Genomic DNA, 17,754 nt, shown 5'->3' with positions numbered 1-17,754 from the left:
AAAATCACCTCTCATCTTTAAAGGTATATTCAGCAAAACTTTTTTTAGCATAAAAAAAGCCTTAAAAGCAATTTGCTTTTAAGGCTTTAATCCGAGTAAAAGTTATTTAGATTTTCCACTAGTTTTTTAACAAAAGACTTATAGTTTTCCAAAGATTGCTCATCTAAGGAATTAGATTTAAAAGAGTCTATTTCCTTACCGGTAACCGTTATAGTTGGTATAGCGTTTTTAAAAAGCTTGTAACCAGCTGTAACCCCATTATAATTGGTTGTAGGCAACTCTTTAGAAAACAAAATTCGATAAACGTTATACCCTTCTAAAATTAAGGGTTTGTACGCTTTTTCAGTATTTGTTATTCCTTCTTCTGTTACAACCTCAAGCTTTTGTCCCATCAAACTTTGGAGGTTAATGGCAAGCTCTATTTCTGGGCTAGTTTGCAAAAATTCATCAATTCCCTGCTCATTGCCGTTATCTCCCTCTCGTGCTAAAAAGCAAAGTTGTACATTGGTAACCTTGCCACTTGAAACCAGCTCTGAAAAAATTTCAGTTGCTGCTAATGTTTCATACCCACTGCTATATCTAGTTATCTTATTAAAACGATAACTAAGAAGAATTGATACCAATGATATGACCATTAAAAGTAAAACCGGCAGTGCTAGCCAAAAAAATATCACTTCTACACTATTAAAGGCAGAAGATCTGATTGCTCCTATAAAAATTATTCCGGTAAATATAAAGGCTGTTGCCAAGATCATCTTAATTTTCTTCTTAAAACGTTTACCTGAAGTGAGATTATAATACGGTTCTAGGTGCTCCTTTTGAGCTGTCAGTAAGATTATTGGTAAAGCGCCTTTAGGTTTAGGGTTATATAAATACAAAGAGTTGGAGCATTCTTTCTTAGGTAAAAAGGTGGATAGAGCTTCATAGCCCTTTAGCTCCAGTAATATGCCAACCGCTGTGAAAAAAGAAAATAGAGCAGATAAAAAAGGGTTAATTGGATATAAAATTAATGCGACAATAAAAATTGGAGTATAAACAAGGATATTCCAGCTGTAGTCTTTAGAGCATTGGAAATTCTGTTCAACTTGCTGAACATCTAGATCTTTTAATTCTTCATTAATCACATCCATTTATTTCACTTCCATTTATTTTGCTATTTTTGTGTTACTTTTAGATACAATGTCCTCAATATCGCTAATACTGTTAATTAACAAAGGCTCAAGCTCTTTAATCTCCTCAAACCTTTCACTCCATTTAACCCCAATAGGAACTATGCCGGCACTTCTAGCCGCAATAATATCAAAAGGGCTATCTCCTACATAGTATATATCGTTTTTTTGTTGTAGTTTTAATTTTTCCATAGCCTTTAGAATTGGGTCAGGGCTAGGTTTATGGTGCTTAGTATCTTCCATAGCCACAATTACATCAAATAAGTCCGTTAGCTGGAAAAGATCCAGTCCTTTTATGCACATCTTCTTCGATTTAGAAGTTATAATCCCTAACCTACACCCTAAGTTATTCAGTCTTAATAAGGTTTCTTTAACTTTTGGAAAAGGCTTTACCAACTCATCATGCTTTTGTTGGTTATATTGCCGATAAACTTGTATCATCTCATCTACTTTGTTTTTATCAAACCTTCGCAAAGTAGTTTGCAAGGTTTCTCCAAAATAAGGTGTCAGATCCTCAGACGACATCTCTAAATCTAAAACTTTCTTTAAAGTGTGTTGAAAAGATTTAATAATTAATTCGTTAGTGTTAAGTAAAGTACCATCTAAGTCAAAAAGTATAATTTTATCTTTATTCATTATTTAAAACTCCTTATCGAAAAAAACTATTATAACTTTTTAATTCTCCGCAAAATGCCAATATCCTTTAATTTACGACAAAAAAAGCCTAAAATCCTATTGTATGCCAAACTCTAAAAAATGTGACAAACTGTTTTAAAACATGTTAAAATCAAGGTATTATAACAATGTAAGGAGTGAAGTTTTTTGGAAAATATACTAGCTGTAATTTTATCGTACGGTGGTAAGCTTTTATTGGCAGTTTTGTTTTTAGCTATTGGGTTAACGCTTATAAAGAGGTTAAGTCAATTTATAGCTAGCTCCATAGACAAGTCTGATATAGACCCATCTTTAAAATCATTTTTAATCCCTCTTATTAAAACTATTTTACACATCCTATTGCTAATCAGTATTGCATCTATGGTGGGAGTTGAAATGACCTCTTTTATTGCTTTTATTAGTGCAATTGGGTTTGCCATAGGCCTGGCTCTTCAAGGTAGTCTTTCAAATTTTGCAGGGGGAGTTCTTATTTTGGCTCTTAAACCTTTTAAAGTAGGCGATTATATTGAAGCTAATGGATACTCTGGAACGGTAAAAGATATTCAAGTTTTTTACACTATTTTAACCACACCAGACAACAAAAAGGTTATTATTCCTAACGCAAATTTATCAAATAGCAGCGCTATTAACTACTCAGCGTATGATACCCGACGGATAGATTTTAAGTTTGGGGTCGGCTATAATGACGACACAAGGAAAGTAAAACAAGTCTTACATAATATCGCATTAGAGCATCCATTGATACTAAAAGAGCCTGAACCAATGATTGTGTTAGGTGAACATGGGGATAGCTCAGTAGTATTTTATTTCCGTGTATGGTGTGAGTCTGAAAACTATTGGACTTTATATTTTGAGTTAATGGAAACTGTTAAGGAAAGATTTGATAAGGAAGGTATAAACATTCCGTATCCACAAATGGATGTTCATATCCAAAAATAACTTAAGTCAGCATAAATAATTAAAAAAGTGAAGTGCTTTTAATAAAGCGCTTCACTTTTTATAATTGTTTATAATTATGATATTATCTCCATTTTCCATTTTCTTTTGTAACCATTTTCTAGCTTGTTGCTTAATTATTTTTCTGGTAAATGGAATTAAACAACAAAAACCTAAAAAGTCTGTTATTAGACCAGGGGTTAGTAAAAATGCTCCGCCTACCAAGATAAAAAGTCCATCAAATATATCATTTTTAGGCATAAAACCTTGACTTATGTCCCCTTGTAGACTTCTTAACACTAAAAATCCTTGCGACTTTGCAAGCACAACCCCAAAAAATCCTGTAGCTCCCACTAACACAATAGTTGCTAATCCACCTATATGTTCGCTAACTTTAATCAGTAAATAAAGTTCCAAAAGCGGAACTGCTGTAAATAAAAATAACAGTTTTGCAAACAATTTTATCACATCCTTTATATTATATTATACTGTTATTCTTATTTTCCTCCTAAATTACATAAAATAAGGGTAATTCTTTTCTTACAATTTTACATACTTCGTGTAGCTATTATATTAGACCCGGTGCTTAATACATTTTCTACCAGTACATCTCCCGCTTTTACAGGTGCACTAATTTCTAGTGAGTTTATTACTTTCATACATTCTTTGATCTTTCCCTTAGGTATAGGCTTGTCAGTCTTAACAGGCAGTCGTCGAAGATGAGCTTCTGAGATTTTTACTGTAGATGTTATTATTCTTGTTGGGCTTGTCACCTCTTTTATTCCATATTCAACTCCCCGCGGGCAAAGATTACCATAAACTTTATAACCATTGTCTGTTTTTTTATCACGTATCACCTTTAGGTTACACCCTTTAGGACAGACAATGCAAATCATTTCCTTATCTTTCATTACATCCACCCCTTTGTTTTACCTCTAGGGATAAGGTTCCCACCTTTTTAGCTAAGTTTTTTTTAGGAATTTTTATAGTTTCCATCTCTCCAGGAGCTAGGTGTGCTTTTTTAAATTCATTGACAACTTGGCCATCAAGTTTTACCAATATTTTAGCTTTTTCATTAACTTCAGAAACTCTTAACATTATCTGTAAATGTGTTTTTAGGTTTTCTACGTTAATATGGTGGGGAACTACATAAGATATCCCTGTTTTTGGCTTGGTTGTTAAAACTTTGTCTTTTCTAGAGAGATTTCCTTTTACATATTGGGCAGCGGCTTTGCCTGCCTTTTGGCTTTCCTCTGTTACCCAGTCCACAAGGTCATGAACGTGCACAACATTACCACATGCAAAAATGCCTTCCACCGTTGTTTCCATTGTTTCGCTAACTATAGGTCCTGAAGTTTTGGGACAAATTTGCACACCTGCTCCCTTGGAAAGCTCGTTTTCCGGTATTAAGCCTACGGATAATAAAAGGGTGTCACATTCAATCCAGCGAGCTGTATCTTGTATGGGGGTTAGATTTTTGTCGACTTTAGCAATTTTTATAGCTTTTAGCCTATCCTCTCCCTCAATGTCTACTACAGTGTGACTCAATAATAGTGGTATATTATAGTCATGCAGACACTGTACTATATTTCTGTTTAATCCCCCAGAATGAGGCATTAGTTCGATTACAGCTTCTACTGTAGCTCCCTCTAATGTAAGCCTGCGGGCCATGATTAACCCTATATCTCCCGACCCTAACATTACTGCCTTTTTACCCACCATGTACCCTTCCATATTAACAAACCTCTGAGCCATTCCTGCTGTATAAACTCCTGCAGGCCTGTTGCCTGGAATTTGTATAGCTCCTCTTGTTCTTTCTCTACATCCCATTGCCAAAACAACAGCCTTAGCTTTTATTTTCAATAAACCATCTTCTGTATTAATAGCTGTGATCTGTTTACTATTTGTTACTTCTAATACCATGGTGTCTAGCTTATATTCTATCCCCATTTTTTTTAACTCTTCTATGAATCTTTCTGCGTATTCTGGTCCCGTAAGCTCTTCTTTAAAAACATGTAACCCGAATCCATTGTGGATGCATTGTTGTAAAATGCCACCGAGCTCTCGATCTCGTTCTACAACTAAAATATCTTTTGCACCGTTTTTCTTTGCCTCTATGGCAGCTGCTAACCCAGCTGGACCACCGCCAATAACAACGATTTCATAGTTTTTCATGTCATTTTCCCCCACTTTTTATTTTGTATCACCAGTTAAGATAAATGACCCTTGCCTTTCTTTTTTTATATCGGTTATATCTTGGTTTGTCTCTTTTGCAATTATCTCCATCACTTTTGGACCGCAAAAACCACCTTGGCATCGACCAGACCCGGGCCTTACCCGCCTTTTTATGCCATCTAAAGTAGAAGCACCTACACCTTTATGAACTGCTTCGACTATTTCACCTTCAGTGACATTTTCACAGCGACAAACTACTCTTCCATACCTACTATCTTTATTAATCAATTGTTGCTTGCTGCGTTCATCTAAAGTTATAAAATTTGTCATGGGCTCTACATTTGCTACAAAGTTTTCTTTTTTTGATATATTGACATTCTTTTTTAACAGTAATTCAACCACATACTCTGCAATGGCAGGAGCCGCCGATAGTCCAGGCGAATCTATGCCTGCTACGTTGAAAAAGCCTTCTGCTATTTTAGATTCTTCTATGATAAAGTCTCCGTTTTGAGTTTTAGCTCTTAGACCGGAAAAAGAAGTGATTATATTTCTAAAGTTAATTTTTTCTACGGACTTCGAGCCTTTTCTCATAATATAATCAAGGCCTTGTTTAGTAGTTTTTAAATTGTTTTTGCCCTCCACATACTCATGATTTGGACCAACTAGTAAGTTACCATGAACAGTAGGTAGCACTAGCACGCCCTTTGATTCTAAAGTAGGACACTGAAATATAACAGAGCTTACAGTGTTTGCTTCACTTTTGTCTAGCAAATGATATTGACCTCTATTAGGTTCAATTTTAAACGATTTATCACCTACCATATTACTTATCCTATCGGCATGCACTCCTGCAGCGTTGATGATATACTTTGCTTTAATGCTCTCATTGGTTGTGTTTAGAACATAACAATCTCTCTTTTTGTCTATGTTTAATAACTTTGTGTTTAACTTTAGATCCACTCCATTATTTATTGCATTTTCAACCAATGCTAAAGTCAGCTCCCAAGGCCCTATAATACCCGCTGTAGGTGCGTATAAAGCCTTAGATACTTGCTCACTTATTTTAGGCTCTTTTGCTAATACTTCTTTCTTTGAAAGTATTTGCAGATTTAAAACGCCACTTTTCAAACCATTTTCATATAACTTTTGAATTATTTTAACCTCATTTTTGTTAAACGCTAACACCAGTGAGCCTGTACGTTTAAATGGTACCGAAAGTTCCTGGGTTATTTTATCGAACATATCGTTACCTTTTAAATTTAATTTTGATTTAAGGCTACCTACTTGTGGGTCATACCCTGCATGAATAATGGCACTATTAGCCTTGGTAGTCCCACAAGCTACATCATTTTCTTTTTCAATAAGAACAACTTTTAAGTTGTATTTTGACATTTCTCGGGCTATGCAGCCACCAACTACACCAGCGCCTATAATAGCAACGTCATACATTTTATCCTCTCCTATAGTGAACTTTAATCAATGAAGCTTTTTACCACTGATTGTCAGTTGAACAAATCGGGCAGTTGCGATAAAAAAAGCCATGACATATAAACCGCTTATAAGCAGCTTATATGCATGGCTTCTCATTATATTCTCAGCACCATAATAATTTAATTGTACCTTCATTATAAACATAAGCTTTAACCTTGTAAAGCTTTTAATTATTCTTCTTTCTCCCATCCTTTTGATCTTTCTATTGCTTTAGTCCAACCAGCAAATAGTTTATCTCTTTTCTCAGGCTCCATATTCGGTTCAAAGGTTTTATCTGTTTTGATTATTGATTTAATCTCATTTTTATCTTTCCAAAAACCTACAGCTAACCCCGCTAAAAACGCCGCTCCTAAAGCTGTAGTTTCAGTAACCTGTGGTCTAACTACTTTGCTGTCAAGTATATCTGATTGAAATTGCATTAAAAAGTTATTAGCGACTGCTCCACCATCTACCTTTAGAGTTTGAAGTTTTATGTTAGAATCTTCGCCCATCGCCTCTAGTACATCCTTTGTTTGAAAAGCGATAGATTCTAGTGTAGCCCTTACGATATGCTCCGCTTTAGATCCCCTAGTTAATCCCATAATGGTTCCTCTTGCATACATATCCCAATGAGGTGCTCCTAGTCCAACAAAAGCTGGAACAACGTAAACTCCATTGGAGCTTTCAACCTTATTAGCTAAATACTCGCTATCTTCTGCGTCTCTAATTAATCTTAGTTCATCCCTTAGCCATTGGATAGATGCTCCAGCGACAAATATGCTTCCTTCTAGAGCATAATCTACTTTTCCATCCACTCCCCAAGCTAGAGTAGTAAGCAGGCCTTTTGTTGACGGCACAAATTTCTCCCCAGTATTCATTAACATAAAACAACCTGTTCCATAAGTATTTTTTGCCATTCCTGGTTCAAAACATGCCTGACCAAACAATGCAGCTTGTTGATCGCCTGCAGCACCAGCTATAGGGATTTCTGCCCCTCCAAATGTTTTAGAGTCAGTAGTTCCATATATGTCGCTAGATGATCGAACTTCGGGGAGCATTGATTTTGGAATGTCTAGTTTTTCTAGTATTTTTTCATCCCATTTTAAATCTTTGATATTAAATAACATAGTTCTCGAAGCGTTTGAAAAATCTGTGGCGTGTACTTTGCCGCGAGTTAGATTCCAAATCAGCCATGTATCTATGGTTCCAAAAAGGAGTTCACCATTTTCTGCCTTTTCTTTTGCTCCTTTTACATTGTCTAAAATCCACTTTATTTTAGTAGCTGAAAAGTAGGCATCTATTATAAGTCCGGTGTTTTCTTTAATATAGGTGTCAAATCCTTCACTTTTTAGGTTGTCACAAATATTAGCACTTCTTCGACACTGCCATACTATGGCATTATAAATCGGTTTCCCAGTCTTTTTTTCCCAGACCACGGTGGTTTCCCTTTGGTTTGCTATACCAATTGCAGCTAACTCGAAAGGTGAGATCCCATGGCTTTCTAACACTTCTCGAGCAACCCCACTTTGAGAACCCCAAATTTCCATAGCATCATGCTCTACCCAGCCTGGCTTTGGGTATATTTGAGTAAATTCCTTCTGAGATACACCGATAGTTTCTCCTTCATGGTTGAATAAAATCGCTCTTGAACTAGTTGTGCCTTGATCTAGAGCTAAAACGTACTTTTTTTTCAAAAAATCCCCTCCTTATCAAGTTCTGCTAGTTAAATGACATTTGTTATACATAAAGACTTTTGCTATAAATGTATTCGACCAAGTGCATTTAGTTTCCTTTATTATTAGTTTACTCAAGTTGTCAGCATCCACAAATATGTGCTCATAATGGGTGTATTTATTTATACCAAACTTCTTTTTTACTAGTAGATATAGCTATTGCACCGGCATTTAAAGATGCAATTATATCACTCTTTTGGTGGATAAGCCCCCCTGCTATGACAGGTGTTTTGCTTTCCTTGCTTATTTCACTAACTACTTTAGGCATAATTCCAGGCATGATTTCTACTGCATCAGGTTTCATAGATTGTAAAGACTTTATGCCAGTTTCTAATGATATGGAATCTACAATAAATAGCCTTTGAATCACAAACATATTTAGTTGTTTTGCATGCCTTATTAAATTCGGTTTTGTAGTCAAAATTCCGTCAGGTTTTACCTTTTCTTTAACAAACTTAAGCGACATAAAGTCTTTAGATAATCCTTCCATTAAGTCGATATGGATATACAAGCCCTTATTTGATTCTCTAACTACTTTTACCGTTTCCTCTAGCATCATAATATCGCCATTTAATAGGAAAATGATTTCAGTTGGCGAGTTTAGAGCATCCTGTAGAGTATTCCTATTGTTAACAGCAGCAATAATTGGTTGTTTATGAGTTCTATCATAAAAGTCTATCATTTTGTTCGCTCCTTTAAGTAAATTATTGCAATATTTTTGTCCAAACCTTATTACCAACACTGACGTAAAACAAACAAACTCCTAGCTAGGAGTTTAGATTATACTCGACTTTCTAACCAATCTAAAATTTCGCTTTTTACTTCGTCTTTCTCTGGTTCATTAAGGAGTTCATGGTAAAGACCAGGAAATATTTTTTTCGTTTTATCACTGGACATGTTATTTTCATAAAAAGATAAAGAATGTTTATAATCAATTATGCTATCTTTGGTGCCATGCATAATCAAACAAGGACAACTATAGTTTTTAATATTATCCTGTACATATTGAATTCCTTTAATAAAGACTTCATGATAAAACTTTACTGTGGCGGCTTTTAGAACAAGAGGGTCCTCTACATATTCACGTACTACCTGTGAATCCCTACAAATCTCTCCACTTAAGTTATTATTGATATACTTTTTGGGACAGATTTTTGCCAACAGTTTTAGAAGCATTTCTAAGCCTCTACCTATGGGAGAACCAATTGCTGGTGCAGAAAAAATTTGACCGTTTAATTTGTCAGGATACTTTAACCCATAGGCCAAGGTTATAAGCCCTCCCATGCTGTGCCCAAACATAAAAATAGGCAGATCTTCATTTTCCGATTTGGCTATAGAAACTAGTTTATCTGTCGACTCCACCATGTCATGAAAATCATCTACATGTCCTTTATACTGACCTGATTTCCCATGTCCAATATGGTCCATTGAGTATACAGCATAGTTTTTCTCATGGAGAAATTCCTTAAATTCGCTATACCTACCCATGTGCTCTGCAAAGCCATGTATTATCATAACAACCCCCTTTACTTCTTTAGGTTGTTTCTTTACATAAGCTATTTCTATGCCGTCCTTTAGAGTAAGTTTGTTTTCCATTTACAACTCCTCCCATCTTTTAGCATAGTATATTCTCGCAAAAAGATATTTATCCCTCTAATTTGGCAATAAAAAAATCGGCTACTTATTTTAGCAGCCGACTTTAATCATTATTTTACTGTTGCATTCCCTTTATACACTAAGCCTCTTTCAGAGTCTACTGTAATTTGTTGTCCGTCTTGTAGAGTTTTAGTTGCATCGTTAACTCCGACAATTACAGGTATTTTTAAGTTTAAGCCTACTATTGCCGCAGGAGATGTTAAACCACCTTCCTCTGCAATAATTGCTTTTATCCCTTCTAAACTGTTAACCATATCGCTATCTGTAGTTAAAGTTGCTAAAATATCTCCTTGACCCCTTTTACGGTCAAGTTCTTCCTTGTCTTTTGCAACTATAACATCACCGACAACTGATCCTTTACCAATTCCCATTCCTTTTAGAATAATATCTCCAACAGTATGAACTTTTAGTAAGTTAGTGGTTCCTGAAACTCCGACAGGGACTCCTGCAGTAATTACTACTAGTTCTCCATTGTTAATATATCCAGATTCAAGTGCACTTGCAACTGATTCATAGAGCATATCATCTGTGCTTTCTGTAGGATTACTAAGAACTGGATAAACTCCCCATGTTAACAATAGTTTTCTCAACACAGTTCTGTTAGGTGTTACTGCCACAATAGGGCATTCCGGCCTGTACTTGGACACCATTTTAGCAGTGTAACCTGATTGAGTCGCTGTTATAACGGCAGATGCTTCTAGTTGTTTTGCTGTATTGCAGGTAGCATAGCTAATGGAATCGGTGACAACATTTTCTGGAACAAATCCTTTTTTGCCTTGGATTTCTTCAAATCTAGTTGCCTCTTCTGAACGCTGTGCTATTTTGGCCATAGTTAAAACTGCTTCTTCTGGATAGCTTCCTGCTGCAGTCTCGCCTGAAAGCATTATGGCGTCAGTTCCATCAAATATTGCATTTGCAACATCGCTTGATTCTGCCCTTGTAGGTCTTGGATTTCTTATCATAGAATCTAACATTTGAGTGGCAGTTATTACTGGCTTGCCAGCTTTGTTACATTTTTCAATCATTGTTTTTTGTGCTAGAGGAACTTCTTCAGCTGGTATTTCTACACCTAGATCTCCTCTGGCAACCATTAAACCGTCGACAACATTTAATATTTCATCTAAGTTGTCAACACCCTCTTGGTTTTCGATTTTTGCGATGATGTGAATATCGCTTTTATTTTCTTCTAATACCTTCTTTATAGCAATAACGTCAGAGGCTTTTCGAATAAACGAAGCTGCGATAAAGTCCACTTTTTGTTCTATTCCAAAAACTATGTCATTATAATCTTTTTCACTCATAGCAGGCAGTGAAATCGACACATTTGGTATGTTAACGCCTTTTCTGTTACTTAGCTCCCCGCCGTTAATCACTTTACAGTGAACATTTTTGCCTTCCACTTCTTTAACTTCCATCTCTACTAAACCGTCATCTATTAGAATTCTGTCATGAGCTTTTACATCATCTACTAAACCTTCATAGGTAACTGCTACTTTACTTTCGTCACCTTCAATATCTTCGGTGGTTAGAGTAAAGTTGTCTCCCTCTTGTAAGGTGATTTCTCCTTGAGCAAACTTTTTAAGTCTAATCTCAGGCCCTCTAGTATCTAATAAAATGGCGACATTTTTGCCTATTTCTTCAGATACCTTGCGGATATTTTTAATTCTTTCACCATGTTCTTTATGGTCTCCGTGCGAAAAATTTAATCTAGCTACATCCATTCCTGCTAGCATCAATTTTTTTAACATTTCAGGTGATTCGCTTGCAGGACCTATAGTGCAAACAATTTTTGTTCTTCTCATGTTGTTCCTCCTCTTTATATAGATAAGATTTTTGCTAATTCATACATTTCTCTATCAAACTTTTTAGGTGCTTTTATTGCCTCTAAAATATCTACGTATATAACTTTATTTTCTTTTATTCCCACCATTTTTGAACTCTGGCCCTCTATAAGTAAATCTACCGCTTTAGCTGCAAGTTTGCTAGCTAGAACTCTATCAAAGGAAGATGGCATGCCTCCTCTTTGAATATGGCCTAAAACTATCACTCTTGTCTCAAACCCTGTTCTTTTTTTAATTTGTTCACCTACTTCAAATCCACTGGCTACACCTTCCGCCACCAAAATAATACTGTGAAGTTTTCCTCTTTCTGCACCCTTATTGAGTCTTTTGCACACCTGCTCAATGTCATATTCTATCTCGGGGACCAAAATGGATTCAGCACCACCGGCTAACCCCGCAGCTAGAGCAATATCTCCACAGTTCCTACCCATAACTTCAATAACAAAAGTCCGCTCATGAGATGTTGCAGTGTCTCGGGTTTTGTTAATGGCATCTAAGGCAGTATTTACCGCAGTGTCAAAGCCAATAGTATAATCAGTATAAGGAATATCGTTGTCTATAGTTCCAGGAACACCGATAGCCTTTATACCTTGGGCTGCAAGACAGGCTGCTCCTTGAAAAGAACCATCGCCACCTATTACTATAATTCCTTCAATTTCTTTTGACTTTAGAATTTGAGCTGCTTTTTTTTGATTTTCCTTTAACTTAAACTCCTCACACCTTGCAGATCTTAATACTGTGCCACCACGCTGTATTATATCTGCTACAGAAGATAAATTCATTGGCTTAATATCTCCGTTTAGCAACCCTAAAAATCCTCTATGGATGCCGTAAACTTCTAAGCCATGATAAATACTCTTACGAACGACTGCTCGAACAGCTGCATTCATTCCTGGTGCATCTCCACCGCTTGTCATTACTGCAATTTTTTTCATATGTACTCCTCCCAACCTGTAGGACTTTTTTTGTCCCGAAGGGACTTTTTTGTAACTACTCTTATATCATCATTTTACATCTTAATCTTGCAAGGTGCAATACTTTTTGTAAGATTAGTCTAACTTTGAAATAATTTCTGCCACATCTTGAGCTTCAGAACTTGGTACAAGTATCTCGACTTGTCCTGAACGCTCTGATTTCGATAAATGCCTCAATTGAACCATGAAACCTTCTTGACCTAACTTATATTTTATTTTGTCTGCCATGTAATCATCAGGGGCTATATACACCACTTGCCACATAAGATTACCTCCTTTTATTTGCATATTATTTCTTCTAGATTTTTAATTTTTCCATACACAGTTAATGTATCACCTTTTCTAATGATATCTTTTCCTTTTGGAGCTAATATTACTCCTTCTTCACCTTTTACTGCTAGAACTAAAATATCTTTAGTAGTTAAGTGGAGGCTCGCTAAAGATTTATCAGTTAAACTACATTCTTTTTCTAGCTTAACTTCAGCTACTTTATACTCATCATTTATTATGAGTACTTCTTCGATAGGTTCTTTTCTAAAATGCAGCTTTTTTACCAACTGCGTTTCTATTTGTTTATCTAGCTTGTCAACAAAGACTCTATTTTTAGCAAATAAGTATGTTAGTATAGCCAGCAAGGAACCCACCAAAAGTTGCCAAGTTGAGAAAAAATGTTGTAAATTAAGAGCAAAAGCCACTATAACGGCCAGCCCTATATGACCTATTACCATTAAAAACATACATATTTTCTTTCTGGTCTTACTTCTTGTTATAACATCGGCATCTTTTGTGGTAAAACCAGTACCAGTAATAGCAGATAAGGATTGAAACCTAGCGTTTGATGATTCTACACCAGTTATTTTAAAGGCTATCGCCCCCACTTCCATAACAAAAACAAGAAATATTATTAAACAAACTGCAAGAACTAACATTTAATTCATCCCTTTACTGTTTTTATGTCTACATTTATTATCTATTGTTTCTTATTTAGTAATTCTTTGTCATCAATTAAAATCCTTCAATAATTTATAAGTAATATGAAATGGTAGTGGGAAATTCGAGGTTTGATGTCAGTACATTATGTACGGTCAGGATACTAACATCTTAAGCTCATACTACTGATTACCATTACTAAAAGCAATTGGCCGCGAAAACGTATAAATTTGCTTATTCTGTTTAGTCATAGATACAGTAGTTTGTTCTATAGATTTTACCGCTTAAGGCTTACTGAAGGGTTTGTCATTTACTGGCAGGGCGTATTGTAGGAGTAGTGAGAAGTGGGAAGTTAGAAGTGGGATCCATTTGGGTAACCATAGATGAAGACCCAAATGGTCAGACTTCTTAGAAGTGTCTAGGTTCTAGGCGCAGTTGATGGACCAGGGCGGGAGCGTATCTTCTAATACGTGGGATAATGGTAGTCAGAGGTGAGAAGTTAGAGGTTGGTAAAATGCTTGGTTCGTTTTTGGCCATTTTGTGTGGTTTACGCCCTTGCGGGCTGGATCCTTCGGCAAGCTCAGGATGACGTCAGGAAACCAGTGAGATAGTAGTTCGTTCGATAGATTTTACCGCTAGAGCTTACTGAAGGGTTTGTCATTTACTGGCAGGGCGTATTGTTTCGATGCGTCTTTTCTCCCTGTGAGTAAGCCTTTGGCGTTAAGCTATCTTTCATTGACATCAAAGACATGGATATGTCGTCTTATAAGCCAAAGGTGTCGAACATGTGGAGAAACAGCAGAGAAACTCCGTAGCCCAGAGGTAAATGACAAACCCTGAAATGACCTGAGCATGGTTTGAGTTTTGGGTGGCTGTTGCGCCCTTGTGGGCTAGATCCTTCGGTGTTCCTCAGGATGACCTCAGGTAACCAGTAAGATAGAAGATAGTTGGATAGGGTTAGACCGCTTGTGCATACTGAAGGGTTTGTCTTTTGCTGGCAGGGCGTATTAGTCATCTGCGTCTTTTTTCCCTGTGAGTAAGCCCTTGGCGTTAAGCTATCTTTCATTGACATCAAAGACATGGATATGTCGTCTTATAAGCCAAAGGTGTCGAACATGTGGAGAAACAGCAGAGAAACTCCGTAGCCCAGAGGTAAATGACAAACCCTGAACTGACCTGAGCATGCTTTGAGTTTTGGGTGGCTGTTGCGCCCTTGTGGGCTAGATCCTTCGGTGTTCCTCAGGATGACTTTCGGGATACCTCTGCGGGGATTCGGCCCCCCTATTTTGTTATGGTGGTTTTTACTAACATCTAATCTCATACTACTAATTACCATTACTAAAACTATTGGCCGCGAAAACGTATAAATTCGCTACATGCTGGGTCTGAAACTCACTCCAAACTTGCTTATTCTGCTTGGTCTGCAAATAAATGGGTTTCGTTAAACTGGAGGAGATTTTACTAATAATATACATTTTATAAGAACAGTGTCTATATTTTATACCTGCTGCATTTAAAACAAGGCCTTTCCTACATGGTCACCTAATATGAATGGGATTGGACCAAGCATGTAGCTTGTTTCGTTATGTTTACCGTGGCCAATTAGGGCTTGAAATTAGCGCCCTTGTGGGCTAGATCCTTCGGCTGCGCTCTCAGGATGACTTTCGGGATGACTCTTCGGAGATTCGCCCCCCTATTTTGTTATGGTGGTTTTTACTAACATCTAACCTCATACTACTAATTACCATTACTAAAACTATTGGCCGCGAAAACGTATAAATTCGCTACATGCTGGGTCTGAAACTCACTCCAAATTTGCTTATTCTGCTTGGTCATAGATACAGTAGTTCGTTCGATAGGTTTTACCGCTTAAGGCTTACTGAAGGGTTTGTCATTTACTGGCAGGGCGTATTGTAGCAGTAGTGTGAAGTGGGTAGTTAGAAGTTGGATCCATTTGAGATTCGATGTCCGCAGGCAATGAATTACCTGCTACGCTTTAACCCTGAACTGACATGCTCATGGGTTTGTCATTTGTGTGGGTCCTGCGCCCTTGTGGGCTAGATCCTTCGGCTGCGCTCTCAGGATGACTTTCGGGATGACTCTCCCCCCCTATTTTGTTATGGTGGTTTTTACTAACATCTAACCTCATACTACTAATTACCATTCCAGACGGCTTAAAAGTGCTTAGATTCGAGGCACCTGTTAGTGGTAGTGGGAAGTCGGAGGTTTGATGTCAGTACATTATGTACGGTGTACGGTCAGGACATGGCTAATAAAAAAAAAATCCTATACTCCCTTTGCTTTGTGTAGGGAGTATAGGATTTTTTGAGTAACGAAGAAGATGAGTGCTTTTAAGCCGTCTAGATTTATTTTATTGTAGCCAAAGCCTTAGTCCTTCTCTCCACCTCATCAGGATCCACTTTAATTCTTGCTACGCCGGTATCCATTGCTGTTTGTGCTACTCTTTTGGCTACCATTGGTGCAACTCTTGGGTCAAAGGGGTTAGGGATGACATATTCTTCGGATAGTTCTTCGTTTTGTATTAGGTCTGCAATTGCTTTTGCTGCCGCAATTTTCATTTCTTCATTTATATCTGAAGCTCGAGTATCTAGGGCTCCTCTGAAAATTCCTGGAAATGCCAGAACGTTGTTGATTTGATTTGGGTAGTCAGACCTACCTGTTCCTATAATTTTAGCACCGGCTTTTTTTGCTAATGCTGGGTCAATCTCTGGGGTTGGGTTGGCCATGGCAAACACAATTGGGTCTTTTGCCATTTTACTTACCATTTCTTCACTTACTACGTTTCCAGCAGAAAGCCCGATAAATATATCGGCATTTTCCATGGCCTCATCTAAGCTTACTTTCTCGTTATTTGGATTTGTAATACGTGCTATTTCTTCTTTATATTTATTCATTGACTGTTGACGCTCTTGGTAAATTGACCCTTGTCTATCACACATGATAATATTTTTTACACCCAGACCTATAACTAACTTTGTAACGGAAATAGCTGAAGCTCCCGCTCCATTTACTACTACCTTAACATCTTCAGCCTTTTTGTTTACAATTTTAAGGGCATTTATTAAACCGGCTACGGCAACGATTGCAGTTCCATGTTGATCATCGTGGAAAACAGGGATATCACAGATTTCTTTTAGCTTTCTTTCCACCTCAAAGCAAGCTGGAGCTGCAATGTCTTCTAGATTCACGCCACCAAAGGTTGGCTGCATTAGTTTCACTAACTCTACAATTTTATCTGGGTCTGTGGTGTCTACACAAATTGGAAACCCGTCAACCCCCGCAAAAGATTTAAAGAGCACTGCTTTACCTTCCATTACCGGCATCGAAGCTTCTGGACCGATATTTCCTAACCCTAGCACAGCAGTACCATCAGATACAACGGCTACTAGATTCCCTTTGGCGGTGTAGTCATATGCAGTAGATTTATCCTTATGTATTTCTGTACATGGCTCAGCTACCCCTGGTGAGTAAGCTAAACTTAAGTCGTCGGCATCTTTTAATGGGACTTTACTCACCACTTCTAGTTTTCCTTGATTTTCTTTGTGCATTTTCAACGCTTCTTCTCGCATTATTAGATCCTCCTTGTGAAATAATTTACAAAATTTTATTTACAATTCACATTCATGTATATTATAAGTTAAGCCGATAAGGTCCGTCAACCTTATCGGCTTTATATTAAATTACTGCGTCTTCTTGTTGATGTGCTAACCTAGATGCGGCGGCTGCTGCTAGAGCTGCTACTAGGTCATCTAAAAAGGTGTTTACGCTACCGTTTGACTTGTCGTTTAGCCTGCCTATTATACCAATTTTACTTTTGTCTAAGTAACCAAAGTTAGTAAAACCGATACTCCCATAGATATTAGTTATGCTAAGCGCTAATATTTCATCAATTCCATAAAGGCCTTCATCTTCTTTTAGTATTGTTTGTAAAGGCTCTGGAAACATGTTTTTCTCTGCATACATATCCATCACTAAACCAGTTAAGATTGCATTTTGTGCCTCCCTTTTTTCTAAAACCTTTGACACATGTTCAACACATGTTTCTAGGTTGAGGTCAGGTATATAAGGCTTTTGAATTTCCAGAACAATTTCCCCTATATCTTGTAATTTAACCCCACGTTCAATTAGCATTTCTTCAGCTAAGTTTTTCATCTTACTCTCCCTTTCGTCAAAA

Annotated in this window: 17 protein-coding genes; 1 reads left to right on the top strand and 16 read right to left on the bottom strand. The window is 37.0% G+C overall.

Annotation, left to right across the window (positions count from 1 at the left end; translation table 11 throughout):
* Positions 1-86 precede the first annotated feature (86 nt).
* Together PRVXH_RS04455 and ppaX are read right to left on the bottom strand one after the other, a co-directional pair.
* Positions 87-1,130: a hypothetical protein gene (locus tag PRVXH_RS04455; RefSeq protein WP_353894114.1), complete on the bottom strand. Its 1,044-nt coding sequence runs from the start codon at positions 1,128-1,130 to the stop codon at positions 87-89.
* A 15-nt stretch (positions 1,131-1,145) separates the two neighbouring features.
* Positions 1,146-1,805, bottom strand: a complete 660-nt coding sequence (gene ppaX / locus PRVXH_RS04450; RefSeq protein WP_353894113.1) for a pyrophosphatase PpaX — start codon at positions 1,803-1,805, stop codon at positions 1,146-1,148.
* Positions 1,806-1,991: 186 nt separating this feature from the next.
* Here ppaX and PRVXH_RS04445 point away from each other — a divergent pair, with 186 nt between their 5' ends.
* A complete protein-coding gene (locus PRVXH_RS04445) occupies positions 1,992-2,783 on the top strand; it encodes a mechanosensitive ion channel domain-containing protein (RefSeq protein ID WP_353894112.1) in 792 nt (263 codons plus the stop codon).
* 51 nt (positions 2,784-2,834) lie between these two features.
* Here the strand turns inward: PRVXH_RS04445 and PRVXH_RS04440 are convergent, their stop codons facing one another.
* From PRVXH_RS04440 to PRVXH_RS04375, 14 genes are all read right to left on the bottom strand, one after another.
* Positions 2,835-3,239 carry an FxsA family protein gene (locus tag PRVXH_RS04440; protein ID WP_353894111.1) on the bottom strand — a complete coding sequence of 135 codons (405 nt, stop codon included), beginning with the start codon at positions 3,237-3,239 and terminating at the stop codon, positions 2,835-2,837.
* Positions 3,240-3,328: 89 nt separating this feature from the next.
* Positions 3,329-3,691, bottom strand: a complete 363-nt coding sequence (locus PRVXH_RS04435; protein ID WP_353894110.1) for a DUF1667 domain-containing protein — start codon at positions 3,689-3,691, stop codon at positions 3,329-3,331.
* Positions 3,681-4,955, bottom strand: coding sequence for an FAD-dependent oxidoreductase (locus PRVXH_RS04430; protein ID WP_353894109.1), 1,275 nt, complete (start codon positions 4,953-4,955; stop codon positions 3,681-3,683). Before PRVXH_RS04430 ends, PRVXH_RS04435 begins: the two co-directional genes overlap by 11 nt.
* Before the next feature lie 18 nt (positions 4,956-4,973).
* Positions 4,974-6,404, bottom strand: coding sequence for an NAD(P)/FAD-dependent oxidoreductase (locus tag PRVXH_RS04425; protein ID WP_353894108.1), 1,431 nt, complete (start codon positions 6,402-6,404; stop codon positions 4,974-4,976).
* Between the two features lie 27 nt (positions 6,405-6,431).
* Complete coding sequence (locus PRVXH_RS04420) at positions 6,432-6,635, bottom strand: hypothetical protein (RefSeq protein WP_353894107.1); 204 nt, start codon at positions 6,633-6,635, stop codon at positions 6,432-6,434.
* Positions 6,617-8,119, bottom strand: coding sequence for a glycerol kinase GlpK (gene glpK, locus PRVXH_RS04415; RefSeq protein ID WP_353894106.1), 1,503 nt, complete (start codon positions 8,117-8,119; stop codon positions 6,617-6,619). The genes PRVXH_RS04420 and glpK overlap by 19 nt, the downstream gene beginning before the upstream one ends.
* 157 nt (positions 8,120-8,276) lie before the next feature.
* On the bottom strand, positions 8,277-8,840 hold the full coding sequence (locus PRVXH_RS04410) for a glycerol-3-phosphate responsive antiterminator (protein ID WP_353894105.1): 564 nt from the start codon (positions 8,838-8,840) through the stop codon (positions 8,277-8,279).
* Positions 8,841-8,938: 98 nt separating this feature from the next.
* Positions 8,939-9,754 carry a lysophospholipase gene (locus PRVXH_RS04405; protein WP_353894104.1) on the bottom strand — a complete coding sequence of 272 codons (816 nt, stop codon included), beginning with the start codon at positions 9,752-9,754 and terminating at the stop codon, positions 8,939-8,941.
* Positions 9,755-9,864: 110 nt separating this feature from the next.
* Positions 9,865-11,616: a pyruvate kinase gene (gene pyk, locus PRVXH_RS04400; protein ID WP_353894103.1), complete on the bottom strand. Its 1,752-nt coding sequence runs from the start codon at positions 11,614-11,616 to the stop codon at positions 9,865-9,867.
* Positions 11,617-11,630: 14 nt separating this feature from the next.
* Entirely contained in the window at positions 11,631-12,590 is a 960-nt protein-coding gene (gene pfkA, locus PRVXH_RS04395; RefSeq protein ID WP_353894102.1) for a 6-phosphofructokinase, read from the bottom strand.
* A 114-nt stretch (positions 12,591-12,704) separates the two neighbouring features.
* Entirely contained in the window at positions 12,705-12,893 is a 189-nt protein-coding gene (locus PRVXH_RS04390; protein WP_353894101.1) for a glutamate decarboxylase, read from the bottom strand.
* 14 nt (positions 12,894-12,907) lie between these two features.
* Complete coding sequence (locus PRVXH_RS04385) at positions 12,908-13,558, bottom strand: TrkA C-terminal domain-containing protein (protein ID WP_353894100.1); 651 nt, start codon at positions 13,556-13,558, stop codon at positions 12,908-12,910.
* 2,367 nt (positions 13,559-15,925) lie between these two features.
* Positions 15,926-17,149, bottom strand: coding sequence for a malic enzyme-like NAD(P)-binding protein (locus PRVXH_RS04380; RefSeq protein WP_353894099.1), 1,224 nt, complete (start codon positions 17,147-17,149; stop codon positions 15,926-15,928).
* 106 nt (positions 17,150-17,255) lie between these two features.
* The gene (locus PRVXH_RS04375; RefSeq protein ID WP_353894098.1) at positions 17,256-17,732 is read right to left on the bottom strand and encodes a phosphatidylglycerophosphatase A; all 477 of its coding nucleotides are present in this window, start codon (positions 17,730-17,732) and stop codon (positions 17,256-17,258) included.
* Positions 17,733-17,754: the final 22 nt, after the last annotated feature.

The sequence above is a fragment of the Proteinivorax hydrogeniformans genome, from assembly GCF_040515995.1.
In the GTDB taxonomy this organism is placed as follows: Bacteria; Bacillota; Proteinivoracia; order Proteinivoracales; family Proteinivoracaceae; genus Proteinivorax; species Proteinivorax hydrogeniformans.
Note: the sequence above shows the minus strand (reverse complement) of the source record. Positions and strands in the feature narration are given on the sequence as shown.